Origin of the sequence: Kitasatospora sp. NPDC004799, assembly GCF_040609095.1 — a bacterium.
In the GTDB taxonomy this organism is placed as follows: domain Bacteria; phylum Actinomycetota; class Actinomycetes; order Streptomycetales; family Streptomycetaceae; genus Kitasatospora.
Genome location: NZ_JBEXJK010000021.1, coordinates 20,872 through 44,058 on the forward strand (window position 1 = coordinate 20,872; position 23,187 = coordinate 44,058).

Sequence of the window (23,187 nt, forward strand, 5' to 3'; positions counted from 1 at the left end):
TCAAATGGATGGAGAACGGTGTGTGTAGAACTGGCCTGCGGCCGTGGCGGGCGCGTGCGGGAGCAGCCGCGGAGGCTGCCCCCGCACGCATGGGACCGCAGGTGTTCGGGATCGCAGGTGTGCTAGCGCGCCTGGTAGATGCGCTTGTGACCGCTGACGCCGGCCAGCCGGAAGGGCCCGGTGGTCTGCTGCGGGGTGGGGTGGTCCCCTCCGTCGGCCGGGAAGGACCACTCGTGCAGCTCGCGGTAGCGGGCGTGGTCGACCGGCTCGCGCCTGGCCACCGCCGCCAGGTTCGCTGCGGTCCGCAGGTGTTCGCGGTAGCCGGGGACGGCCGTGCCCGCGAAGAACTCCGCGACGCTGCCGGAACCGTAGCTGAGGAAGCCGATGGGCCGGTCGGTCAGGTCGTCCGCCTGGTCGAGCAGCGCGGCGAGAGCGAGGTACACCGAGGCGGTGTAGCTGTTGCCGATGGAGGTGTTGTAGGCCACGGTCCGCCCGATGGCGTGCTCGATGTCGGCCTGGTCGGCGCTGCGGCCCGCGTGGTTGAGCAGGTGGCGGTGCGCCTTGTAGGCCATCTTCGTGAACGGCTGGTGGTAGCAGAACGCGGCGAACTCGTCGAGTGTGCGCCCGCCCTGCTCGCCGTAGTCCTTCCAGCTGCCCGCGACCGCCTGCAGGTACGCTTCGACGGATTCCTGCCCGTCGACGAGGGCGGTGGTGCGGTAGTTCGGCCGCCAGAAGTCCATCACGTCGGCGGTGAACAGGCCCGAGGCGTTCTCGATGCGGACCAGGGCGGGGTCGGCGCTGACCAGCATCGCCACCGCGGCGGCACCCTGGGTCGCCTCGCCGGGGCTGTCCAGTTCGTACTTGGAGACGTCGCTCGCGATCACCAGGACCTGCTGGTCGGGGTCGCGTCGTACGAGTCCGATGGCGAACTGCAGGGCGGCCGTGGCTCCGTAGCAGGCCTGCTTCAGTTCGACGACGCGGCAGGCCGATCGCAGGCCGAGCAGTGAATGCACGTAGATGCCGGCGGACTTCGCCTGGTCGATCGAGGATTCCGTCGCGAAGACCACCGTCCGGATCCGTTCGGAACCGTGCCGGGCGATGATCGGGGCCGCGGCGGCGGCCCCCAGGGTCACGATGTCCTCGTCCGCGGCGCACACGCTCATCGACCGCTGGCCGATGCCTATGTGGTACTTGCCGATCTCCGTGCCGTTGTACTCGGCGAGTGCCGCGTGCGACAGGACGTATTCGGTCGTCGCGAAGGACAGGTCGTGGATTCCGAAGGAAGCGGCGTTGGACATGTTCAGGCACCGACCTTTGCCGTCTTGTCGTCGCGCTCCAGTTCGACGTGTGCGCGCATGAGTTCACCCGGGTTGGTCTGCGCCGCGAGCAGCGAGAGCTCGCCGCAGAGGACCGTCGCCGCCGCGATGACGGCGAGCCGGCGCGCGTTCTCGCCGGGGGCGCGGTCCACGCGGCAGCCGAGGCGGGTCAGGTTCGTCTCCACGAACTCCAGGCCCTTGCCGTTGCCCACGGTGCCGACGATCAGGTTGGGCAGATTGCAGGAGAAGTAGAGGTCACCGTCGCGGTCCTCGGCCAGGGTGACGCCCTGGGAGCCCTCGACGATGTTGGCCGCGTCCTGGCCGGTGGCCAGGTAGAAGCCGAGCAGCATGTTGGCGTAGTGGGCGTTGGCCGAGCGGATGCCGCCGGCCAGCAGGGTCCCGAGCAGGTTCTTGCGGATGTTCAGCTGGACGATCCTGGCGGCAGTGGTGTGCAGGACGCCTTCCACCACGTCGCGCGGGACGAGCAGTTCCGTGACCACGTTCTTCCCGCGGCCGAGGATGCCGTTGATCGCGGTCGCCTTCTTGTCCGTGCAGTAGTTCCCGGAGATCGATCCGTAGGAGATTCCCGGAACGGTCCGCAGCAGGTGCGTCAGCAGGTTGTCGGAGGCGAGCGTGGCCATGTTGTGGCCGGAGGCGTCGCCGGTGCTGAACTCGAACCGGATGAACAGCAGGTTGCCCGCGATCTCGTGCCGGACGGTGAGCAGCTCGGCGAACCGGCTGCAGCCGCGGACCACGGCGCGCAGTTCCTCGATCCGCGCCTCGATGGCGCGGGCGGCCGTGTACGCGGTCTGGGCGTCGGTCGCCTCGACGAGCACCGAGCGGGTCATGCGCTCGTCGACGAGGGTGGCGACGATGCCCTGCTCGGTGAGCATGGACACCTTCGCGCCGCGGCCCACGGAGGGCCACAGCGGTGTCTCGTAGGTGGCGAGGGGAACGTGGGTCTCGGTGGTGGCGACGTTCCCGGAGACTCGAAGGGGTCCGACCCACTTCATGGGGACCCTGGCAATGGCGTGTGTGTCGGTCACTGTGCTTTTCCTGTCGCGTTGTGAAGGGTGTCGGCCGATCGGGAACGCCGGGCGAGTCGCCCCGTGTCGATGCCCCGGTCGGCGCAGAAGGAACGGAGGGTGCCGTGGATGATCAGGTCGTTGCTCGCGAGGTCCGCGGGAGTGCGCGCGCCGAGCATGGTCTGGAGGGCCGCGAGCTGGTCCAGCCAGTTCGTGAGCTGCTCGATCAGCGCCTCGGGACCGCCGTCGAGCAGGGTGCGCAGGAACACTCCGGACGCCCCGACGCCGGAGGCGCCCAGGGCCAGGGCGCGGGCGACGTCGAGGGGATGGCGGACGCCGCCGGAGGCGAGCACGGGAAGACCGGCGCTCTGAGCGTCCAGGAGACAGGCGGCGGTGGACTGGCCCCAGTCGTGGAGGAACGCGTAGTCGCCGAGCGGTCGCCGGCCGTTCTCGATCCGGGCGAAGTCGGTGCCGCCCCGGCCGCCGACGTCCGCCGCGCGGACCCCCAGTCGTCGCAGCAGCAGGACAGTTTCCCGGCTCAGGCCGTTGCCGACCTCCTTGACGACCACGGGTACGTCAACGGCCGCCGCGATCTTCTCGATCTGCGGGACCCAGGACCCGAAGGACCGGTCGCCTTCCGGCATGGCCGTTTCCTGCGCCGTGTTGACGTGGATCTGCAGGGCGTCGGCCTCCAGCAGATCGAGGGCACGCCGGGTGTCGTCGACCGTTGCCGTCGCGTTGACGTTCGCCATGACGAAACCGTGGGGGTTCTCCTGGCGCAGGACGCGGAAGGTGTCGGCGCACGTCGGGTCCTTCAAGTAGGCGTGCACCGAGCCCGACGCGATGGGTACCCCGGTCTCGCGGGCCGCTATCGCCAGGCCTCGGTTGATGGCGCCGGTCCTGGCGGTCCCGCCGGTCATCGCGTTGATGTAGAGCGGCACCTGCCAGGAGATCCCGGCGAAGGTCGTGTCCAGGGACACCTGCGGCCGGTCGATGCCGGCCAGGGCGTGATGGACGAAGGACACCTCGTCGAACTGGTTGATCCCGCTGCGGGTGTCCTGCTGCTCGATGGCGAGCCGGACGTGGTCGTCCTTGCGCTGAGCGCTCATTTCTCGGTCCCTTCCGGGGCGGGCCGGACGGGCAGGGGCAGCACCCCGGCCGCGGCCCACCGCTGCCGTACATGTGAGATGTCGTGCACGGCCTCGGCATCGAGCAGCGCGATGCCGCAGTCGCCGCCGCCAGCGCCCGACGGCTTGGCGGCACCGCCGACGGTTTCGGCGACCGTGCACAGGGCCGTCAGCTCGGGTGTGAAGATGCCGAGCCCGACTTCGTCGTCGAGGCGGGCCAACTCCCGCCGGGCACGGCGGATCTGGTACAGCAGGCTTCGGTCGTCGCCGGCCTCGAGGGCGGTGATCGAGGCGCGTACGAAGTCGGTGGAGGTCTCCACGAACGCGCGGTGCGACGCGGTGCCGCGCCAGATCCGGCGGTGCAGACCGGACACGAGCGAGGCGGTGGAGGCCGGGTTGCCGGTCCAGCCGACTTCGAGGGCGAGGCCGCGCGGGGCCGGAAGCCTCCGGACCGAGTGGCCCGGCCAGGGCGTGCGCAACGCCTCCTCGACGCCGTACCGGCGGGTGAGGTCGAGCACGAAGGCCCGGTCGGGTGCCTGGTACGCGATCCAGCCGCCCCAGGTACTGGCGGCGAGGTCACCGCCGGAGCCCACGGGGTCGATCCCGACCGAGGAGATCACGGCCAGGCGGTACCGGGCGTCGGGTGAGAGGTCCAGTCCGCACAGGGACGTGACGGCGTCGATCGTGGCCACGGTCACCGCGCCGCTCGACCCCAGGCCGTACTTGCGGCCGTTGTCATGCAGCCGGCTGCCGATCGAGAGGTCCAGCCCGGGCATGGGCAGGCCGCGTTCGGCCAGCAGTCGTCCCACGGTCTCGACCGCGGCCACCACGTGCGTCAGTGCGCCCCGCGCGCCGGGTCCGTCGGCTTCCCCGTTCTCCGTGCCGGGAGCGTGGAGCCGGCCGTCGAGCCATCGCCAGTTCACCGCCCGGGGGACGAGATCGGAGGAGATCACGACGTCGGCCGTTTCGGAGAGGGTCACCGTGGCGGTGATCTCCCGGTCCACGGCCACCAGGACGGCCGGGGTACCGGGCTCCACCACCGCGTACTCGCCCGTGACGAACAGCTTGCCGGGCGCACTGCGGACGACCGTTCGCGCGGAGGTCATCGTCCGCCCGCGTCCACCAGGCGGGCGCCCCGTCCGGGCCCGGCGATGTGCACGGTGCCGCCCGCGGCAGCGTCGCGCACGGCCTCGGCGACCCGGTCGGCGTCCGTACGACGGCAGAGCACCTTGACGTTCGGTCCGGCGTCCATGGTCGCGTAGGCCGGTATGCCGTCGCGCCGCAGCCCCAGCACGCCGTCGAGGACGGTGAGCGAGGCGGGCGCGAGGTAGCGCACCGCGGGGCGCGCGCCCAGCATGGTCGCGTGCATGCCGAGCGAGTTGCGCTCAGCGATCTCACCCACCGCGTCGAGGTCGCCGCGCAGGAGCGCCGCCCTCATCTCGGTCAAGTCGTCCCGGCTCGACGCGGCCCACGGCTCGAACAGGGGCGAGGTCTCGACGGTGCGGCGCATCGCCGCGCGGCTGGACACCTCCTTGGGGCCGGCGTTGACCACCGCGATGACCAGTGCGGGGTCGAGGTCGCCCGTCCGTACCGGCTCGGCGTAGGAGCTGAGGTCGGCCTCCGCGGGCGGCGCCGTGGGGTTGCCGGCGTTCCAGACGGCGAAGCCGCCGAAGATCGACCGCGAGGCCGAGCCGGAACCGCGGCGGGCCAGGCGGGAGAGACCGGTTCCGTCGAGGTCCAGTCCGTACGCGGCGGCGGCGGCGACGGCGAGCGCGGCGAAGCCGCTGGCGGAGGACGCCAGGCCCGCCCCGGTGGGTACGGTGTTGCGGGTGTCGACGACGGCCCGGTGCGTGAGCCCGGCCCGCCGGCGCACCAGGTCGAGGAACCCGGCGATGCGCCGCCGCTCCTCGCCCGCCGCGGGTACGCCGTTGAAGGTCACCTCGTCGTCCGAAGCCTCGGCGTCGAGGTGGACCCGGGTGGTCGTGGGGAAGACGTCAAGAGTCATCGACAGACTGCTGGTCCACGGCAGGAAGAGGCGCTCGTCGCGCTTCCCCCAGTACTTGATCAGCGCGATGTTCGGGTGCGCGACGGCGGCGGCCCCGTTCGCGCCCTGCCGGTCCTGCCGGCGGCGCACGGTGATCTGTTGCTCAGACATGCGTGACGAGCCTCCTCAGTGGGACGATCCACGTCTGCACGGCCCCCGCTTCGTGCAGCCGCCGGGTGACCTCTCTCGCCTGCTCGGGCTGGGTCAGAGCGAGGACGCAGCCGCCCAGTCCACCCCCGGTGATCTTGGCGCCGAGGCTTCCTGCGGCGAGCGCGGCACTCACCATCCCCTCGATCCGGTCAGTGCTCAGCCCGGCCTCGCGGAGCATTCCGTGGTACTCCGTCAGCAGGAAGCCGAGCTCCTCCGGCCGGCCGGCGGCGAGGGTGGTCACGGCTTCGCCGGTCAGTTCCGACGCCCGGCGGACGAACCGCTCCTGTGCTCCGGCGTGGAGTCGGAACCTCTCCCGCAGCTTGTCGACCGCTTCCTTGGTGCTGCCGACGGTGCCGCTGTCCGCGATGACGAACAGCGCGTCGCAGCCCACCAGCAGCGTGCGGGCCTCGCCCGCGTGGAACAGCAACGGCGCGCTCGCGCCGACGGTGATGGCGTCGACGCCGCTGGCCTTGCCGTGCACCACGTTCTCGGCGGTCTGCACCAGGTCGAACACCGTCCGCTGCGAGACCTCGCGGCCGCAGAGGTCGGCCAGGGCGAGGACGACGGCACGGGCGCAGGCCGCGCTGGAGCCGAGCCCCCTGCCGAGCGGGATCGAACCGTCGATGATCACATCGAGATGCCGGCCGTCGTCGATGCCCGTGGATGCCCTGAAGTCGGTGGTCAGCCGGCGCAGCCCCTCGGATGCCTGCGTTCCGACCTCCTTCCAGGCGGATCCGGTCATCGTGAAGGACACACCTGCCGGTTCTTCACCGCGGGTGGAGAACCCGACGCTGGCGGTGATCGACAGCTGCGGAACGGGCAGGGCGAGCGCCGGGGCTCCGTAGACGACCGCGTGCTCCCCCAGTAGGATGGCCTTGGCATGGGCGTGGCCGGTGCCGACCGAGCGAGCACGGCGGCTGTCCGCTGTCCCTGCCGCCGAGGCCGGTGGAGTCGACGTGCTCAGCTCCCCTTGTCGAAATTCCATTGAGATCGCGTCATCCAGATTTCTAGGAAGGAATGAAGTAAGCCCGTTCGACCGCGCGCCGCGTCATGCCCGGGCCACCCCGGACCACCGTGGCCGGCGGTCGCGGCCGGCGGCGCGAGCGATGTCATCGCGTAGGACGGGCCAGGGCGCAGGGCGGGCCAGGGCGCAGGGCGGGCCAGGGCGTCGAGCCGCACCCGACGGTGCGTGCTCAGGTGGTCCGGAGCGTCGTGGTGGTGACGAAGGTTTCGAGGGTCTTCCTGACCTCGTCCGGGAACGGGGTCTCGTCCAGGACCCGCCGGGCACGCTGCACACGATCGGTGATCATCTGCTCCACCTTGTCGGCGGCGCCCGTGGCCCGCAGGATCCCGCGAACCGTCTCGGCGCCTGCCTCGTCCAGGTCCGGGTCGCCGACCAGGGACCTCAGCACCCGCGCCTGCTCGGCGCCGGCGGTGTGGAGGGCGTGTGCCATCAGAGCGGTCGCCTTGCCCTCCCGCAGGTCGTCCAGGACCGACTTGCCGGTCTTGGACGGGTCGCCGAAGACGCCGAGGAGGTCGTCGCGCAATTGGAAGGCCTCGCCGATCGGAAGGGCGTAGGCGGTGAAGACGTCCAGCAGGGCCTGGTCCGCTCCGGCAAGGACCGCGCCGATGTGCAGCGGCCGCTCCACGGTGTACTTCGCCGTCTTGTAGCGGATCACGGCCAGCGACCGTTCGACGTCCTCGTCGGGCTTCCCGGTGGCCTGCAGGTCCAGGTACTGACCGATCATCACCTCGGTGCGCATGGCGTCCAGCAGCGGTCGGACGGCGACCAATCGCTCGTGGTCGATGCCGCTGGAGTACAGCAGCTCGTCCGACCACACCATGACCAGGTCGCCGAGCAGGATCGCGCTGTTGGTGCCGAACCGCTCCGCGGTCGTGGCGTCCGCACCCGTCTCCAGCGTCCGGTGGAGGGTCGGACGGCCGCGCCGGGTGTCCGAGGCGTCCATCACGTCGTCGTGGATGAGGGTGAAGGCGTGGAAGAGTTCGAGCGAGGCCGCCGCGCCGATGACGGGCCCCGTGTCGCCGTATCCGCCCGCCGCGTGCCAGCCCACCATGCACAAGAGCGGCCGGATGCGCTTGCCGCCGGCGGTCAGGAAGCCACGCAGGTGCTCGATGAGCGAGACCAGGTGGGGTTGCCTGTCGCAGTTGGCGTCGAGGAAGGCGTTCAATCGCTCGTCGATCAGGCCGCGCAGATGAACCGGGTCCAGGGCGTCGGCTCCCGGCTCGCGAAGGCTGGTGGTCGAATTCATGTCGTTACTCCTGTTCGTCAAGACCATGTGGCCGCGTCCGCGAGGACGTGGCATGGGAGGGAAAGCGCCGAGAGGCAGCACTTTCCGGCCGGGCGAAGGAGGGTCCCGGCAGTCGCCGGGCCGCACCGCAGGTGCGGGTCGCCGAGGGAGGGGCGAGTGGTGGGTGTTCGGGCCGCGCCGGATGGCATGCCCTCCGTACATGCGGGTTCAGTTGGTGGAGGGCATGCCGGGCAGGGGTGGGCCCGGTGCGGCGCCCGCCGGGCCCCTGTCGGTCGAACGGAACGGGTTCAGCTCGCGGCGGACTGCGGCTCGCGTGCCGGCTGCCGACGGGTCGGCACCACCGTGAGCTGGTCGGGACGCAGGCTCATCCGCACGAGGGCGCGCGTGGGGCGGGTGCCCGGGGCGCGGTCCAGCTTCCAGTACTGGGCCACGGTGGCCACGATGACCTGGGCCTCGGTGAGGGCGAACGCGTCACCGATGCACTTGCGGTTCCCGGCCCCGAAGGGCAGGTAGGCGCCCTTGCGCGGAGTGGTCGACATGGTGAGCCACCGGTCCGGCTCGAAGCTGTCGGGGGCGTCGAAGTAGCGGGCGTCCCGGTTCAGCAGGAAGGGGCTGTACGACAGCTCGGTGCCGGCCGGCACGGGCAGCCCGCCGAGCGTGGTGTCGACAGCGGCACGACGGCTGAGCAGCCAGGCCGGCGGGTAGAGGCGCAGACCCTCGGCGACGACGTTGCGGGTGTACGGCAGCTTCTTCAGGTCCTCGGCCGTCACCGGGCGGCCGGCCAGCACCTCGTCGAGCTCCGCGTGCAACGTGGCGGCGACCCGCGGGTTCTCGTGCAGCAGGTGGAAGATCCACGACATCAGGACGGCGGTGGTCTCCGCGCCTCCGAGGAGCAGGGTGATGGACTGGTCGTGCAGCTCCTGGTCGGTGAAGCGGTGCCCCTCCTCGTCGACCTCCGTCATCATCGTGCGCAACAGACCGCCGCCCTCGCCCGAGCGGCGGTAGCGGTCGATGGTCTCGTTCACCACCTGGTGCAGCTGCGCCTCCGCCCGCTTGTAGCGCTGGTTGCCGGGAGTGGGCAGGAAGGACAGCGCCGGCAGCGGGTTGAGCATGCGGAAGAACATGCCGTCGATCACGGTGTTCAGGGCCGTCGGGAGACCGTGGTGACCGCCCCGGCGCACCTCGCCCTCACCGGGCTCGGAGAAGAGGCAGCTCAGCGCCACGTCGGCGCTGAGGTTGCCCATCTGCATCAGGAGGTCGACGTTCTTGCCTTCCGGCCATTCATGAGCCGACGCGGCTGCCTGCTTCTGCATGATGCCGACGTACTCGGCGATGCGCGCAGGGTGGAAGGACGGCTGGATCAGGCGTCGCTGCTTGCGATGGACGAGGCCGTCGACCGTGACCAGCCCGTCTCCGAGGACCGTGCGCACGCGGTCCATCACGGGACCGCCCTTGACGAAGTCCTTGACCTTGTCGGTCAGCATCTCGTGGACCAGATCAGGGTGGCACGCGATGTACATGGGGGTCGGCCCCACCATGATCTTCACGAGATCGCCCTGCTCGGGCAGTGATCGGAGGAAGGTGAGCGGGTCGCTGCGCAGCTGATTCGCGTGCCCGAGCACGGGCCGGGCATTCGGTGCGCTGCCCTTCGTGTAGCTGCGGGTTTCCTGGCCTGTCACGGAACAAACCTCCATGGTGCTATTGGCGAACTTGTGGACCTGTCGGACTGTGCGTCGCCGCTCTCACTCCTCCAACTGGTCCCACCACCAGGCGATCTGTGGAATCGGCAGGGGCGCGGGGTTGGCGTCAGCCGGCTCGTCGGCCCAGACCAGGCCGTAGCCGCCGAAATCCTGTTCTTCGCCGGTCTCCGGGTCGACAGGCGCGCAGTAGCGGGTGGTGAAGTCCGCCCAGATGATGTGCCCGCGAATCCAGTAGCCGATCTCGTGGACGTATCGCCGCAGTTCCGGGCGGGCGGTCGCGGAGACCTGGTCACGCAGATTCAGATAGAGGGACATGATTCGGTCGCGCAGCGCGCGGACCTCGGCGACCGCTTCCTCGGGCGTGCACTGCCGGTCGCGCACCATGATGCTGATGGCGTTCTGGTCGAACAGGCCCTGGAGATTCTCCCGGTGAATGGAGATCAGGTCGTTGTCGAGGCCGACGATGACGGATACGGCTTCGGAGGCGGCGCGCACCCGGGGATCGAGGCGTTCGGCTGCGGTCAGTTCGTAACCGCCGCCGATCGGAGTGAGTGCGGTCAGCCAGGGGCCGGCCACATCGTTGCCCCGCATGATCAGGTAGTCGCCCAGTTCGGGGAGTTCACCGAGGCTCTGGTTCGCACATTTCCACAGCACGCCGTCGAAGTAGCTGCAGAAACCCTGGCGCAGGTGCTCGAGCTGGCCCGGGGTCGACACGGTGGAGATGTGGTTCCAGAAGTCCTGGAAGGAGGAGAGGTACGCGTCTCCGGGCGGCACGACGGACTTGGGCGAGGCGAGGATGTGCTTGAGACGGCTGACGTGGACCGTCAGCGGTGCGGGCTGGTCCAGCCCCGGGATCACGTCGAGGTCGTCGTCCCAGGCGCCGCCCCAGTACATGACACAGGTGATGATCTCGGCGCACCGGTCGAGGACGTACGGCATGCAGTGTGCGGTGTACGAACCCGCGTTCATGCGCGGCAGCCAGTCACCCTCCTTGCGGAACCCTTGCCGGAACATCCAGGCGACGGCGCCGGCATCTATCTCCTCCGGCTTGTCGTACACGGCGTCGGGCAAAGGGCAGAAAAACGGCGGAACGCCGAGTGTGCGGCGCACGGTTGTCATGCCAAGAATCCCTTCGGGCAGGACTGAGCGGCAGGAATGTCGCAGTAATGCTGGGGTGGCCCTCGGAATGAACCCGGAGCATTGGACGGCCTTGGGCGGTGGGGCTGTATGCCCGTCCGCCCACTCGGCGACACCTGATATACGGTCAGGGATGCTGGTAGACAGACGATCAACGACCTCGTCGGCATACGGTCAACGCCCTGGTCGACACGGTCGCGGCACCCCGGGCAGCACCGAGCCCGGCGTCCCGGCAGACAATCGATGGACAACCGGCCGGCAACAAGGTCAAGGACGCCCGACTGCGGGTGCCGCACCCGGCTTCCGCCATCCGTTGCTCAAGGGCGGCCCGACAAAGCGGCCCCCGGGGCGGCGACCGGCCCCCGAGGGGCGCGGCACGGCCCCGGGGGCTGCGTGCGATTCAAGGATGGAGGGACTTCGTGGAGCAGGTGTCACATGGCGACGGCCTTCACCGCGTCGGGGGACTTCTCCCGAACACCGGGACGGTACAGCGCGAAGGTCACGACGAGCCCGACGGCTGCGAGGCCGGCCGCCCACCAGTACGCGGTGGAGTAGCCGTGCAACGCCGCCCCGGCGATCACCTCGGGCGCGGCCTGCCGGCTGCTGAGATAGCTGCCCGCGGCGGTCGCCGCGAGCGTGTTGAGAACGGCGATCCCCAACGAACCACCGATCTGCTGCGAGGTGTTGACCGCCGCGGAGGCCACCCCGGCGTCGTCCTCGTGAACCCGGTAGGTGGCCAGGTCGATCGCCGGCGCGTAGACCAGGCCGAGACCGAGGCCCAGGACGAGCAGCGGCGGCAGAATGCCTCCCGTGTAGGTGCTGTCCAGATCCAGGCGGGTGAACCAGACCATGCCCACGCCCAGCAGCGCCATCCCGAGGGGAATCACGATCTTCGGCCCCACCCGGGGCATCAGGACCCCCACGGCCAGGGCGGAGGCAAGGACCAGTGCGGCGGGGATGGGCAGGAAGGCGAGCCCCGCCTCGACCGGGGTGTACCTGAGCGTCTGCTGCATGTAGTAGGCGAGGAACAACGCGACCGCGTACATGCCTCCGGTGGCGACCAGAATGGCGATCTGGGAGGCGCCTCGATCCCTGTCGAGGAGGATGCGCAGGGGCAGCAGCGGCCCGGCCGTCGTCGACTGCCAGTACGCGAAGAGGGCGATCAGGGCGAGGCCGCCGACCAGCAGACCCCAGCTGGCGGGAGAACTCCACCCGCGCGACTCGGCGTTGGAGAACCCGTAGACCAGGCCGAAGAGCCCCAGGGTGACGAGTACCGCACCGGGGACGTCGAGCTTGGGGCGCTGCTCCACCCGCGACTGACGCTCGATCAGCAGCAGACCGCCCAGGAGCGCCACCGCCGCGAACGCCAGGTTGATGTAGAGGGTCCAACGCCAGTTGAGGTACTCGGTCAGCAGGCCGCCGAGCAGGTTGCCGAGCGCGCCGCCGGCGCCCGCGATGGCACCGAAGATCGCGAAGGCCCGGCCCCGCTCCTTGACGTCGGTGAAGATGGTCGTCAGCAGGGAGAGGGCCGCCGGGGCCAGCAGGGCACCCGAGATGCCCTGGATCGCCCTGGCCAGCACCAGGAGTTCGAAGCTGCCGGCGGCTCCGCCGAGCGCCGAGGCGGCGGCGAATCCGATGACACCCGCGAGAAAGGCCTGCTTGCGGCCGAAGAGGTCGGCGACACGCCCGCCGATCAGCAGCAAGCTGCCGAAGGTGAGTGCGTAGGCGGTGACGACCCACTGCCTGTCGTTGTCGGAGAAGCCCAGGTCGGCCTGGGCGGACGGCAACGCGATGTTCACGATGGTGGCGTCCAGCATGATCATCAACTGGGCCAGGCCGATCACGGCCAGCGCCCACCACCGCAGCGAGGACCGCGGGGACGGGGGTCCTGATTCGGGCGGGATGCCGGTGAGCTCAGTGGTGGATGCCGACATGGCGGTGCCACTCCGTTCGAAATAGATTGACTAACTGGATGGTTAATATTCCGAGGCAAGGCTGCCCGAGATCCGATGGTCCGTCAACACGCCTTCTGGCGAGGAGAGATGGCCGGATGCGACGGAGGTCCGCGAGGGTCACTCCGCGAGTCGGATCCGGATGCCCACCGCGCGGTACCCGGACCCCTTCAGTCGGCTGCCCAGCAGGCCGACCCGCGCGACGAGGCCGTACTTGCGCTTCATCAGGTCGAGGTAGTGGACGGTGTCCCGGTCGGCGGGCAACTCGGCGACACCGGGCACGGATTCCCCCTTCGGGACTCCCCGCCAGTTGCAGGGGGCGACGGTCACCCGGCCGCTGTTGCGGATCCGTTTGACCTTGCCGGCGTCGGCCGCGCTCCACACGGCCAGGCAGTCCCCGTCCCCCATCACCCACACCGGAGTGGGCACGGCCCGCCCATCCCGGCGGAACGTCGTGAGAAGTACGTACCTGGATGCCGCCAGTCGTTCAACCGGACTGCCCGGCAAGGATGCTGAGGCGGATGGTGAGGTGGTCACCGCGATAGGGTAACTGGTTAGTTAACTCACTGTCGCCGCGCACCGACGTGGCGCCCGCCCCCGAGACGAGGAGTGCTGCGTGCTGAACTTCGCCTTGGCCGTGCTCGCCGGATTCGCCCTGGGCACCCCGGCCGTACCCCTCGGCCTCTCCTCCCTCCCCCCGCCCGTCGCGCTCGTCGCCGTACTCCTCGGCGCGGCCGGATGCCTGCTGTCCGCCGTCTTCGCGGCCGGGTGGCTGCGTACCCGCTGGCTGCTCCGGCGCTCGAAGCGGCGGCCCGTCACCGCCGGGCCGCCGCCCGAGAACCGCCGCGACCGCCGCAACCGCCTTGACGGCCCCACCGGCCGACGGGCCCGGCGCCTGGTGAACCGGTACGGCGTGATCGGCTTCGGCATCATCGGGCCCGCGCTCTTCGGCACCTGGGGATCGGCCATGCTCGGCACGGCGCTGGGCCTGCCCCGGTGGCGGCTGATCGGCTGGCTGATGGCCGGTGTCACCCTGTGGTGCACCGTCATGCTGCTCGCCTCCGAGGCAGTGATCGACGCCTTCGGACTGCGGTGACGACACACGCCGCGTACCGGTCCCTGATCGCGAGGACACGTCGCCGCGGCCCCCCGGGCCTGCCTCGTCGTGGGTCTGCGCATCGCGCCGACCGTCGGCCCGGTCATCGTCGGGCGGTGGGAACCCACCGTTCCGGCGCGGCACTTCTCCCCCTCATCGGTTCACCCGGAGCAGGACACCGACGGGACTCCCGAACGAATCGCCTCATGTCTCGAACGAATCCACCGTGGTTCCGGCGGCGAACGCGCTCACCTGGCGAGAGCACCGGGTCCTACGCCCCGGCAAGATCCAGTAGGCGCTGTTAGCATGACTCCCATGTCCCGAGCCGAGGCCACGAAGGCGCGCATCCTCCACGCAGCGACCCAGGAGTTCGCGGCGTACGGGATCGCGGGAGCCCGCGTCGACCGGATCGCCAAGATCGCCTCGGCGAACAAGAACCTCATCTACGTCTACTTCTGCAACAAGGACGGGCTCTTCGACGCCGTCTTCGACGCACACCTCGGGCGCGGCCTCGACATGGTGCCCTTCACGCCTGACGACCTGCCGGGCTACGCCGGGCGGCTGTTCGACTTCTACCAGAAGCACCCCGAGGTACTCCGCCTGGCGACCTGGCACCGGCTGGAACGCGGCACTGCCGTGGAACGGGACCCTGCCGTCGCCAAGCAGACCCACGACGACAAGCTCGCCTCCTTGGAAGCGGCTCGGAAGGGCGGAGTGGGCACACCGGGCTTCACCCCGGCCACACTTCTCACCCTCGTCCTGGCCATCGCCTCGGCCTGGAGCCCGACGAATGCCGCGAGCATGCCGGCGACGACTGTCCTGACGTCGGACCTGGAGGACTGCCGGAACGCGATCATGGAGGCCGTGCGGCGCCTCCTGTGAGGGGCGGCGTGCATCACTCGCCTCCGCCGCGTGGACCGTCGCCCGCTTCGCCGCACGGCACGGCATCGAGGAACGGCCCGCCGAGCTGCTGCTCACCGCGTGCACCGCGCTCGGCCTGCTGCGGCGCGACGACGCGGGAAGGTACCGCAACTCGGACCTGTCCGAGGAGTTCCCGGTACGCGGCAAGCCGTACTACTTCGGGGGCTGGGTGACGGTCGTGGACCAGCACGAGTACCGGGGAGCGGGGTGGTGAAGAAGTCGCCGCCGACGAGGTCGATCCGCTTCTCCAGACTGATCATCTGCGAGTCGTTCGTCGACGACGACAAGCGCGGCCCCGTCCCGGCCGCCCTGATGAGCCTGAACACGCTGGTGGAGACCTGGGGCCGCAACTACACCGTGGCCGCCGTCATCGGCCTGCACCACGGGCGCCACGCCATCACCCACGGCCTCCGCTTCACCTACGAACCGCGCCACCTGCGCTTCTTCCAGGCCGGCTACGAACTCGTCCCCGTCCGCTGACCGCACGTCGGACCGGACAGCGCCTGCGATGAAGCCCGGTCCTCCGGAGGTGAACCCGATGGGGGGCCGGCTCCGTGGAGACGTCTGTAGGGCGACTGCACAGTGGCCTTACGTCCACCCAGCCAGCTGGTAACGAAAGGGAGACCCAAATGATGAAGATCCTGTTCGCCATCCGTGACGCGTCCTTCGCCAAGAAGAGCCTGAAGGCCAGCGCCTGGTACGTCTGGTACTAAGCCGGCTGACCGGTACCTCCGGTACCTGAACAGCTGACCCGCCCCCGCCCCTGCCCCCTCCCGGCCTCCGCCGGGCGACCGGGCCCGGGGCGGGGGCGGCGACCGGCCCCGGCAAAGTCTCGGAGACATCACATGGCCCTCTCACCCGCCTCCGCCCGTTCGCGGACCACCGTGCTCTCCCCCCGGCTCGAGGCCCTGCTCAGGGACCACCTGGGCAAGGACGCCGTCCGGCTCGAGCCCGACACGATCGGGGTCGCCGGGCCCGAGCTCACCGACCGGATCCTCGCCGCCCGGCGCGCCACCGAGATCGAACGGCCCACGTTCAAACCGCTGCACGGACGGTCGATCACCCGCACCGAGGCGTCCTCGGTGACCCGGACGATCGGCAGCGACGTGCGCGAGGCGCTGAAGGCCCCGCTGCCGCAGAACCTCGACCTGTCCGGTCCGTGGCCGCTCACCGGACACCTCTTCCTGCGCGACCTCATCCTCGGCCGGGACCCGCGCCGGCTGCGGATCCTGATGAGCCGCAACCTCGAACTGACGCCGCTGCTCACCTGGTTGGTGATCGCGGCCGGCGCCGCCCTGCCCGGTCGGCCCAAGCCCGGCGACGACCTCACCGAGCTCGGCAAGTTCACCGCGAAGGCGGCCACCTACCAGGACCGGCGGTACGCGCTGGGCATGTACCGCCGAGCCGCCGCGCCCGTCTGCTTCACCATCTCCACCCTGGTCGCGAACGCGCTCTGGCTCGGCTCGCCGTTCGACGACAGCACGCCGAACCGGAACATCATCCTCGAGTCGCTGCGCCTGCTGCCGCCGTCCTGGAACATCCTGCGCCGCGCGTCGCCCGAGTACCCCGCGATCGATCCGCGGATCGGCGCGGGCGACGACGTCCTCGTCCTGCCGCTGCTCTCCCACCGCGACCCGGCGCTGTGGGAGGACCCGGACGAGTTCCGCCCGGAGCGCTGGGACCACCTCGACCCGGACAGCACGCCCGGCTACCTGCCGTTCGGGCACTCCTCCGAACGCTGCTGGGGCCGGCACATGGTGATGCCGCTCGCCGAACTGCTGCTGGACCGGATCCGGGAAGCCGGCCTGGTCGTCGACCCCGCGCAGCGGACCGCCAAGGTGCCGCTGCTCGGTCTGCTCGGCGTCAGCGAGGTCCGCGTCCTGAAGGCGCGCGATGCACGCTGATCACAGGCACACCGACGATGGGGATGCGGACGCGGAGTTCGCCGACGGCCGGTTCTACGCCGACCCGCACGCCGCCTACCGCCGCTGGCGCAGCGAGGGCGGCGCCCGCAAGGTCCGGTTCGGCGGCGCGGCCGGACTCGAGGGCTGGGTCGTCACGGGCCACGCCGAGTGCCGGGCCGCCCTCGCCGACCCCCGGCTGAGCAAGCAGGCCGTCACCGAGGCGTTCGCCCGGCACGTCGGGAACTCCGGGGACGGCCCGGGCCGCGACCTGATGACGCACATGCTCAACTCCGACCCCCCGGAGCACACCCGGCTTCGCAAGCTGGTCCAACAGGCGTACACCGGGCGGCAGGTGGCGTCCCTGCGACCGATGGTCGAGCGCCACGTCGGCGCGCTGCTGGACCGGCTGGACGGGCTCGAATCGGCCGAGCTGATCAGCGAGTTCGCGCTGCCGCTGCCCCTCGCGGTGGTCTTCGAGCTGTTCGGCGCGCCGCAGGCCGAACGGGAGAACCTCCAGGTCCGGGGCAACGCGGTCGACGCCGGCCCGGAGGACGACGGCGCGGCGGACGGCGAGGTCTCGGTGGAGACGGCCGAAGGCATGGCGGACTACCTGCGCGCCCTGGTCGCCCACAAGCGCACCCACCCGGGCGACGACCTGATCTCCGACCTGCTCGCCGCCCAGGCGGACGGCGACCGGCTGACCGAGGCCGAGATCACCTCGATGGCGTTCCTGCTCGCGATCGCCGGCCACCAGACCACCGTCAACCTGATCGCGAACGGCGTCCACGCGCTGCTCGGCCACCCCGAGCAACTCGCGGCGCTGCGTGCGGATCCGGGGCTGCTTCCCGGCGCGATCGAGGAAGTCCTGCGCTACGAGAGCCCGTTCGGCCTCGCCTCGCTCCGCCGTACGACCGAGCCGGTGACCGTCGCGGGCACCGTGATCCCGGCCGGCGAGTTCGTCCAGATCGCGCTGCTCGCCGCCAACCGCGACCCGGCCGTCTTCGCCGACCCCGACCGCTTCGACATCACCCGCCCGGACGCCACCCGGCACCTCGCCTTCGGCCACGGCATCCACCACTGCCTCGGCGCACAGCTGGGCCGGCTCCAGGCCGAGGTCGCGTTCGGCGAACTGCTGCGCCGCTTCCCGGCCCTGCGCCTGGCCGAGCCGGCCGCGGCCGCGCAGTGGCAGGAGAACCCGCGGCACCGGGGACTGCTCGGCCTGCGGGTGCTGCTGCGCTGACGCCGACGGGTGGGTGAATGGCTGGTTCCGTGCGCCGGGGGTGGTCTTCGCGGGGGTGCCGGGGCGGCGGGGACGGGGGCCGGGGGCCGCCCGTCGGCACAGGTCACGGCGGGGGTGGTGGGGGGCGGGGCGGCCGTCGGGGACGAGGTCCGGAAGATCGCTCTTCAAATTTCGAGCACGCGTTTTACACATCCCTCTCTTTGGGCCCCTCCGATGCTCTAGATTGATTTTCACTTCGCGCGGTTGAGCGCGAGGGCGGCAATTGATGATCTACGGGTCCGGCACTGCGGACGGCCATTGGTCGCGTCCCCGGGCGGGCCCGGGATGATCGATTCCCGGTGCCCGAGAGCGAACCTGCCGACGCCCGGGCGGAAGTTCACGTAACGCTGCGACAGCCGGTTTTGCCATGCGCCGGGAGCGGGGCCTCCCGGGGGGAGGAACAGCGCGGAACGGGAGGCAGGGCCTCCCGAGGGGAGGATCAGTGCGGGAGGCTCCGGCCTCCCGGGGGGAGGAACCGTGTGGAGCGAACACGTCGAACCCACTGGTGACCTTGAGGCCGCTGTGGAGCAGGGGGAAGGAGAATTAGTCCGCCCGTTTCGGCCGGCGCGAAAGCGTCCGGGGAACGGGGGAATCGGCCGGCCCGAGGTCGACTGGGAGCAGCAGTACCGCCGTACGGTGATCATCAGCGACACCGTGGCCACCGCCTTCGTGGCGGCGGCGATCGGCGGTTTCTTCGGAGTTCGGGACGCGGCCAACTGGCACGAGAAATGGGGAATTCTCGCCTTCGGCACCGAACTGCTGGTGCTGGGGGCGCTGGCGACGACCCGGTCGTGGGCCCCGGCCGTGCTCGGCCAGGGCGCCGAGGAGTTCCGGCGGCTCGGCCGCTCGCTGTTCACGGCGGCCGTCGTCCTGGCGCTCGGCGGAATCGCCCTCAGTTCGCACAACATCAAACTGTGGATCTTCGTCGCGATCCCGGCGATCACCCTCGTCACCATGACCGAGCGGTACCTGCTGCGCCTGTGGCTGCACAAGCAGCGCAAGCACGGGCGGTGCCTGCGCCCGGTGCTCGCCGCCGGGAGCCCGGCCACCGTGCGCGACCTGATCGCCCGGACCCGCAAGTTCCCGCACCTCGGCTGGCGGGTGGAGGCGGTGTGCACGCCGTACGTCCTCGGGCCGGGCGGCGACCGGCTGGACGGCGTGCCGGTCGTCGGCCGCCTGACGGACGTCGCCAACCACGTCCGCCGCGACGGCTACCGGGTCGTCGCGGTCACCCCGGACCCGTACTGGACGCCGGACCGGCTGCAGCGGCTGGCCTGGAACCTCGAGGGCGGCGACGCCGAGATGGTCGTCGCCCCCGTGCTGATGGAGGTGGCCGGCCCGCGGCTGCACGTCGACGCGGTGCTCGGGATCCCGATGCTGCGGGTCAGCATGCCGGCCTTCACCGGCGCCCCGCGGGCGGTCAAGGAGGTCGTCGACCGGCTGGGCGCCGCGGTGCTGCTGGTCCTGTTCGCGCCGCTGATGGTGCTCGTCGGACTGCTCGTGATGGTGGACAGCCGGGGCGGGCCGTTCTACCGCCAGCACCGGGTCGGCAAGGGCGGCCGCGAGTTCACCCTGGTCAAGTTCCGCACCATGGTGGCCGGGGCCGACCGGGCCCGGGCCGAGCTGGCCGACCGCAACGAGGGCGCCGGCCTGCTGTTCAAGCTCCGCCGGGACCCGCGGGTGACCCGGGTGGGCGGGGTGCTGCGCCGGTACTCGATCGACGAACTCCCGCAGCTCCTCAACGTGTTGGCCGGCTCGATGTCGCTCGTCGGGCCGCGGCCGCCGTTGCCCGAGGAGTCCGCGGCGTACGGCCCGGACATCCGGCGGCGGCTGCTGGTCAAGCCGGGGCTCACCGGCCTGTGGCAGATCAGCGGGCGCAGCGACCTGCCGTGGGAGGAGGCGGTCCGGCTGGACCTGCGGTACGTGGAGGACTGGTCGCTCGCCCTGGACACGGTGATCCTCTGGAAGACGCTGCGGGCGGTGCTCCAGGGGCAGGGGGCCTACTGATGACAGCGGCACCCGGAGAGCGAGTGGCACGCGGGGTGCGTGGGGGGCGCCGTCCGATCGGCGCGCGGATGGCCGGCCGCGAGGGCCGGCCCGAGGGGAGGAACGGGTCATGAGGGTCAGCGTCCTGGGGCTCGGCTACGTGGGCTGCGTGTCGGCCGCGTGCCTGGCCAGCCTGGGGCACGAGGTCATCGGGGTGGACGTCAGCCAGGTGAAGGTCGACCTGGTCAACGACGGCAAGGCCCCGGTGGTCGAGGAGCGGATCGGCGAGCTCATCGCCGAGGTCGTCCGGACCGGGGCGCTGCGCGCCACCACCGACGTCCGCGAGGCGATCGCGGGCAGCGAGGTGTCGCTGGTCTGCGTGGGCACGCCGTCGGAGCCCAACGGCAGCCTGTGCACCACGTACCTGGAGCGGGTCACCGAGCAGATCGGCGCCGCGGTGGCCGAGCGGGGCGGGCGGCAGACCGTGGTGTTCCGCAGCACCATGCTGCCGGGCACCTGCCTGAACCTGCTGGTGCCGATCCTGGAGAAGCACGCCGGCGGCACGGCCGGGGTGGACTTCGGGGTCGCGGTCAACCCGGAGTTCCTGCGCGAGGGCACCAGCGTGCGGGACTTCTTCGACCCGCCCAAGACCGTCATCGGCGAGCTCGACCCGGCCAGCGGCGACGTGGTCGCGGCGCTGTACGAGGGGCTGCCCGGCGAGGTGTTCCGGGTGCCCGTCCCGACGGCCGAGGCGATCAAGTACGCGGACAACGCGTTCCACGGACTCAAGATCGGCTTCGCCAACGAGCTGGGCGCGGTGTGCCGGGCGCTCGGGGTGGACTCGCACCAGGTGATCGACGTGTTCCTGGCCGACCGCAAGCTGAACATCAGCCCCGCCTACCTGCGGCCCGGCTTCGCCTTCGGCGGCTCCTGCCTGCCCAAGGACCTGCGCAGCCTGGTCCACGCGGCGCAGCGGGCCGACGTCGCGGTGCCCATCCTCTCCCACGTGCTGCCCTCCAACGCCGAACACCTGCGGCGCGCGGTGGAGTTGGTCGAGCGCACCGGCCGGCGCCGGGTGGGCCTGTTCGGCCTGTCCTTCAAGCCCGGCACCGACGACCTCCGCGAGAGCCCGCTCGTCGAGCTGGCCGAGACGCTCTTCGGCAAGGGCTACGACCTGCGGATCTACGACCCCAACGTGAACCTCTCCCGGCTGCTCGGCGCGAACCGCGAGTACATCGAGAACCGGCTGCCGCACCTCGCGCAGCTGCTCGCGGAGTCCGTCGAGGAGGTGCTCGACCACGCCGAGGTGTGCGTGGTGGGGACCAGGGACCCGGCCGTGCTGTCGGCGCTGCCGCACGGCGGCGGACCGGTGATCGTCGACCTCATCCACCTTCCCGACGCCGAGGCGCGCCGGGCCGAACCGGGGTACGTGGGCCTTGCTTGGTGACACGGCGTCCAGTGACGCACCGTTCGAGGACACGTCCTCCGGAGACCCGGCAGGCACCGACGGGCGGGGCCGGCGCGCGCTGATCCTGGTGGAGAACCTGTCGGTGCCCTTCGACCGGCGGGTCTGGCAGGAGTGCACGACGCTGCGCGACGCCGGCTGGACGGTGCACGTGATCTGCCCGCGGGGCAGCAAGCGGGACACCGAGCCGGAGGCGGTGATCGACGGGGTGCGGATCCACCGGTACCCCCTGGAGGCGGCCACCGGGGGGCCGGCCGGCTACCTGCGGGAGTACGGCTCGGCGCTGTGGCACACCGCCCGGCTGGCCCGCGAGGTCGGCCCGGTCGACGTGGTCCACGCCTGTAACCCGCCCGACCTGCTGTTCCTGCCGGCGCTGTGGCTGAAGCGGCACGGCGCCCGGTTCGTCTTCGACCAGCACGACCTGGTCCCCGAGCTGTACCTCTCCCGGTTCGACCGCGGCGAGGACCTGCTCTACCGCGGCGTGTGCGCGCTGGAACGGCGGACCTACCGGGCCGCGGACGTCGTGCTCGCGACGAACGAGAGCTACCGGGACGTCGCCCTGCGGCGGGGCGGCAAGCGGCCGGAGGACGTCTTCGTGGTGCGCAGCGCGCCCGACACCGACCGGTTCCGGCCGGTGCCTCCCGAGCCGGAGCTGAAGCGCGGCAAGCCCCACCTGCTGTGCTACCTCGGCGTCATGGGCCCCCAGGACGGCGTCGACTACGCCCTGCGGGCGCTGGCGAAGCTGCGCGACGAGCTCGGGCGGACGGACTGGCACGCGGTGTTCGTCGGCGCCGGGGACACCTTCGACGCGATGGTGGAGCTGTCCCGGCGGCTCGGGCTCGCGGAGCAGGTGGAGTTCACCGGCCGCGTTCCGGACGCGGACCTGGTGCGCTACCTGTCCACCGCGGACGTCTGCCTCTCCCCCGACCCGCGCAACCCGCTCAACGACGTGTCGACCATGAACAAGGTCCTGGAGTACATGGTGATGGGCCGGCCGATCGTCTCCTTCGACCTCCGGGAGGCGCGGGTCTCCGCCGGTGACGCCGCCGTCTACGCGCCCGCCAACGACGAGGGGCGGTTCGCCGAGCTGATCGCGCTGCTGATGGACGATCCGGAGAAGCGGGCCCTGATGGGCAAGATCGGCCAGGAGCGGATCAACGGGCCGCTCGCCTGGCGGAACTCCCAGCGGGCGCTGCTCGCCGCCTACGCCGCCGCCTGCCGGGGCCGGGCGCCGGTGTCGGCGGGCGGCCGGGGCCGGGTCGGGAGAAGGCCGCGCCGTTGAGCGACGAAACGATACGCCTGGCCACGATCGGCCGGATCCTGCGTCGGCGGTGGCGGCTGCTCGCCGTCCTCGCCCTGCTGGGTGCGCTCCTCGGCTACGGCGCCTCCCTGCTGTTCCCGCCGCAGTACACGACCTCGGCCTCGGTCCTGCTGCCGGGGGCGTGGCAGGAGCGCGAGCTGCTGACCCAGGCGGAGATCGCGACCAGTTCGGTGGTGCTCGACCGCACGGCCGCCGCGCTCGACTGGCCCGGGGCGGACGGCCGCGAGCTGCGCGAGCGGGTGGCCGCCGCGGCCTCGGACGGGAACATCGTCAAGGTCTCGGGGACGGCCGACACCCCGGAGCGCGCCCAGCAGCTCGCCGATCAACTGGCCCGGCAGTTCGTCACCTTCGCCGCCCGGCTCTCCGGCGACGGCAGCGACCCGGAGGCGGCACAGCCCGAGGCGCTGCACCCAGGTGTGGTCCTGGGTGATCTGCACCAGGGAGCCGTCGCGCAGCAGGTAGGCGCGGGAGTCGCCGACGTGCACCAGGCCCAT

Annotated in this window: 21 protein-coding genes and 1 pseudogene; 11 read left to right on the forward strand and 11 right to left on the reverse strand. The window is 71.1% G+C overall.

What is annotated here, in order from left to right; genetic code table 11:
- Positions 1-122: 122 nt before the first annotated feature.
- The 11 genes from ABZW03_RS05130 to ABZW03_RS05180 all read right to left on the reverse strand — a co-directional run bounded on the left by ABZW03_RS05130 (position 123) and on the right by ABZW03_RS05180 (position 13,258).
- On the reverse strand, positions 123-1,298 hold the full coding sequence (locus ABZW03_RS05130; protein ID WP_355252421.1) for a hydroxymethylglutaryl-CoA synthase: 1,176 nt from the start codon (positions 1,296-1,298) through the stop codon (positions 123-125).
- A gap of 2 nt (positions 1,299-1,300) precedes the next feature.
- The gene (locus tag ABZW03_RS05135) at positions 1,301-2,329 is read right to left on the reverse strand and encodes a hydroxymethylglutaryl-CoA reductase (protein WP_355252424.1); all 1,029 of its coding nucleotides are present in this window, start codon (positions 2,327-2,329) and stop codon (positions 1,301-1,303) included.
- 29 nt (positions 2,330-2,358) lie between these two features.
- Positions 2,359-3,450 (reverse strand): type 2 isopentenyl-diphosphate Delta-isomerase, encoded by a 1,092-nt coding sequence (fni, locus tag ABZW03_RS05140; RefSeq protein WP_355252427.1) that lies wholly within the window; start codon positions 3,448-3,450, stop codon positions 2,359-2,361.
- Positions 3,447-4,574, reverse strand: a complete 1,128-nt coding sequence (locus tag ABZW03_RS05145) for a phosphomevalonate kinase (RefSeq protein WP_355252430.1) — start codon at positions 4,572-4,574, stop codon at positions 3,447-3,449. The genes fni and ABZW03_RS05145 overlap by 4 nt, the downstream gene beginning before the upstream one ends.
- Positions 4,571-5,623 carry a diphosphomevalonate decarboxylase gene (gene mvaD / locus ABZW03_RS05150; RefSeq protein ID WP_355252433.1) on the reverse strand — a complete coding sequence of 351 codons (1,053 nt, stop codon included), beginning with the start codon at positions 5,621-5,623 and terminating at the stop codon, positions 4,571-4,573. The genes ABZW03_RS05145 and mvaD overlap by 4 nt, the downstream gene beginning before the upstream one ends.
- Entirely contained in the window at positions 5,616-6,647 is a 1,032-nt protein-coding gene (mvk, locus tag ABZW03_RS05155) for a mevalonate kinase (protein WP_355252436.1), read from the reverse strand. Before mvk ends, mvaD begins: the two co-directional genes overlap by 8 nt.
- A 208-nt stretch (positions 6,648-6,855) precedes the next feature.
- Positions 6,856-7,932 (reverse strand): polyprenyl synthetase family protein, encoded by a 1,077-nt coding sequence (locus ABZW03_RS05160; RefSeq protein WP_355252439.1) that lies wholly within the window; start codon positions 7,930-7,932, stop codon positions 6,856-6,858.
- A 287-nt stretch (positions 7,933-8,219) separates the two neighbouring features.
- Positions 8,220-9,611: a cytochrome P450 gene (locus ABZW03_RS05165; RefSeq protein ID WP_355252442.1), complete on the reverse strand. Its 1,392-nt coding sequence runs from the start codon at positions 9,609-9,611 to the stop codon at positions 8,220-8,222.
- A 63-nt stretch (positions 9,612-9,674) separates the two neighbouring features.
- A complete protein-coding gene (locus ABZW03_RS05170) occupies positions 9,675-10,751 on the reverse strand; it encodes a terpene synthase family protein (protein WP_355252445.1) in 1,077 nt (358 codons plus the stop codon).
- Positions 10,752-11,200: 449 nt separating this feature from the next.
- On the reverse strand, positions 11,201-12,703 hold the full coding sequence (locus ABZW03_RS05175; RefSeq protein ID WP_355252448.1) for an MFS transporter: 1,503 nt from the start codon (positions 12,701-12,703) through the stop codon (positions 11,201-11,203).
- Positions 12,704-12,841: 138 nt separating this feature from the next.
- Positions 12,842-13,258 (reverse strand): PPOX class F420-dependent oxidoreductase, encoded by a 417-nt coding sequence (locus ABZW03_RS05180; RefSeq protein WP_355252451.1) that lies wholly within the window; start codon positions 13,256-13,258, stop codon positions 12,842-12,844.
- Positions 13,259-13,337: 79 nt separating this feature from the next.
- Here ABZW03_RS05180 and ABZW03_RS05185 point away from each other — a divergent pair, with 79 nt between their 5' ends.
- The 11 genes and pseudogenes from ABZW03_RS05185 to ABZW03_RS05235 form a co-directional block, all read left to right on the forward strand.
- Complete coding sequence (locus tag ABZW03_RS05185; protein ID WP_355252454.1) at positions 13,338-13,817, forward strand: hypothetical protein; 480 nt, start codon at positions 13,338-13,340, stop codon at positions 13,815-13,817.
- Between the two features lie 315 nt (positions 13,818-14,132).
- On the forward strand, positions 14,133-14,699 hold the full coding sequence (locus tag ABZW03_RS05190) for a TetR family transcriptional regulator (protein ID WP_355252456.1): 567 nt from the start codon (positions 14,133-14,135) through the stop codon (positions 14,697-14,699).
- A gap of 88 nt (positions 14,700-14,787) precedes the next feature.
- Entirely contained in the window at positions 14,788-14,952 is a 165-nt protein-coding gene (locus ABZW03_RS05195) for a hypothetical protein (RefSeq protein WP_355252479.1), read from the forward strand.
- Entirely contained in the window at positions 14,949-15,218 is a 270-nt protein-coding gene (locus ABZW03_RS05200; protein WP_355252459.1) for a hypothetical protein, read from the forward strand. Before ABZW03_RS05195 ends, ABZW03_RS05200 begins: the two co-directional genes overlap by 4 nt.
- Positions 15,219-15,370: 152 nt before the next feature.
- Complete coding sequence (locus tag ABZW03_RS05205; protein WP_355252482.1) at positions 15,371-15,451, forward strand: tryptorubin family RiPP precursor; 81 nt, start codon at positions 15,371-15,373, stop codon at positions 15,449-15,451.
- A 132-nt stretch (positions 15,452-15,583) separates the two neighbouring features.
- Positions 15,584-16,642, forward strand: a complete 1,059-nt coding sequence (locus ABZW03_RS05210; RefSeq protein WP_355252462.1) for a cytochrome P450 — start codon at positions 15,584-15,586, stop codon at positions 16,640-16,642.
- Entirely contained in the window at positions 16,632-17,882 is a 1,251-nt protein-coding gene (locus ABZW03_RS05215) for a cytochrome P450 (RefSeq protein WP_355252465.1), read from the forward strand. Before ABZW03_RS05210 ends, ABZW03_RS05215 begins: the two co-directional genes overlap by 11 nt.
- 630 nt (positions 17,883-18,512) lie before the next feature.
- Positions 18,513-19,928, forward strand: a complete 1,416-nt coding sequence (locus ABZW03_RS05220) for a sugar transferase (protein WP_355252485.1) — start codon at positions 18,513-18,515, stop codon at positions 19,926-19,928.
- 109 nt (positions 19,929-20,037) lie between these two features.
- Entirely contained in the window at positions 20,038-21,354 is a 1,317-nt protein-coding gene (locus ABZW03_RS05225) for a nucleotide sugar dehydrogenase (protein ID WP_355252468.1), read from the forward strand.
- An 88-nt stretch (positions 21,355-21,442) separates the two neighbouring features.
- The gene (locus tag ABZW03_RS05230) at positions 21,443-22,654 is read left to right on the forward strand and encodes a glycosyltransferase family 4 protein (RefSeq protein ID WP_355252471.1); all 1,212 of its coding nucleotides are present in this window, start codon (positions 21,443-21,445) and stop codon (positions 22,652-22,654) included.
- Positions 22,651-23,100, forward strand: a pseudogene (locus tag ABZW03_RS05235) (Wzz/FepE/Etk N-terminal domain-containing protein); the annotation flags it as partial. The gene ABZW03_RS05230 and the pseudogene ABZW03_RS05235, both read left to right, overlap by 4 nt.
- Positions 23,101-23,187 lie beyond the last annotated feature (87 nt).

Excerpts from the sequence above, each read along its gene's own strand:
- ABZW03_RS05130 (WP_355252421.1), bottom strand. The coding sequence starts at position 1,298 with ATGTCCAACGCCGCTTCCTTCGGAATCCACGACCTGTCCTTCGCGACG.
- ABZW03_RS05135 (WP_355252424.1), bottom strand. The coding sequence starts at position 2,329 with ATGAAGTGGGTCGGACCCCTTCGAGTCTCCGGGAACGTCGCCACCACC.
- fni (WP_355252427.1), bottom strand. The coding sequence starts at position 3,450 with ATGAGCGCTCAGCGCAAGGACGACCACGTCCGGCTCGCCATCGAGCAG.
- ABZW03_RS05145 (WP_355252430.1), bottom strand. The coding sequence starts at position 4,574 with ATGACCTCCGCGCGAACGGTCGTCCGCAGTGCGCCCGGCAAGCTGTTC.
- mvaD (WP_355252433.1), bottom strand. The coding sequence starts at position 5,623 with ATGTCTGAGCAACAGATCACCGTGCGCCGCCGGCAGGACCGGCAGGGC.
- mvk (WP_355252436.1), bottom strand. The coding sequence starts at position 6,647 with ATGGAATTTCGACAAGGGGAGCTGAGCACGTCGACTCCACCGGCCTCG.
- ABZW03_RS05160 (WP_355252439.1), bottom strand. The coding sequence starts at position 7,932 with ATGAATTCGACCACCAGCCTTCGCGAGCCGGGAGCCGACGCCCTGGAC.
- ABZW03_RS05170 (WP_355252445.1), bottom strand. The coding sequence starts at position 10,751 with ATGACAACCGTGCGCCGCACACTCGGCGTTCCGCCGTTTTTCTGCCCT.
- ABZW03_RS05175 (WP_355252448.1), bottom strand. The coding sequence starts at position 12,703 with ATGTCGGCATCCACCACTGAGCTCACCGGCATCCCGCCCGAATCAGGA.
- ABZW03_RS05190 (WP_355252456.1), top strand. The coding sequence starts at position 14,133 with ATGTCCCGAGCCGAGGCCACGAAGGCGCGCATCCTCCACGCAGCGACC.
- ABZW03_RS05205 (WP_355252482.1), top strand. The coding sequence starts at position 15,371 with ATGAAGATCCTGTTCGCCATCCGTGACGCGTCCTTCGCCAAGAAGAGC.
- ABZW03_RS05210 (WP_355252462.1), top strand. The coding sequence starts at position 15,584 with ATGGCCCTCTCACCCGCCTCCGCCCGTTCGCGGACCACCGTGCTCTCC.
- ABZW03_RS05215 (WP_355252465.1), top strand. The coding sequence starts at position 16,632 with ATGCACGCTGATCACAGGCACACCGACGATGGGGATGCGGACGCGGAG.
- ABZW03_RS05225 (WP_355252468.1), top strand. The coding sequence starts at position 20,038 with ATGAGGGTCAGCGTCCTGGGGCTCGGCTACGTGGGCTGCGTGTCGGCC.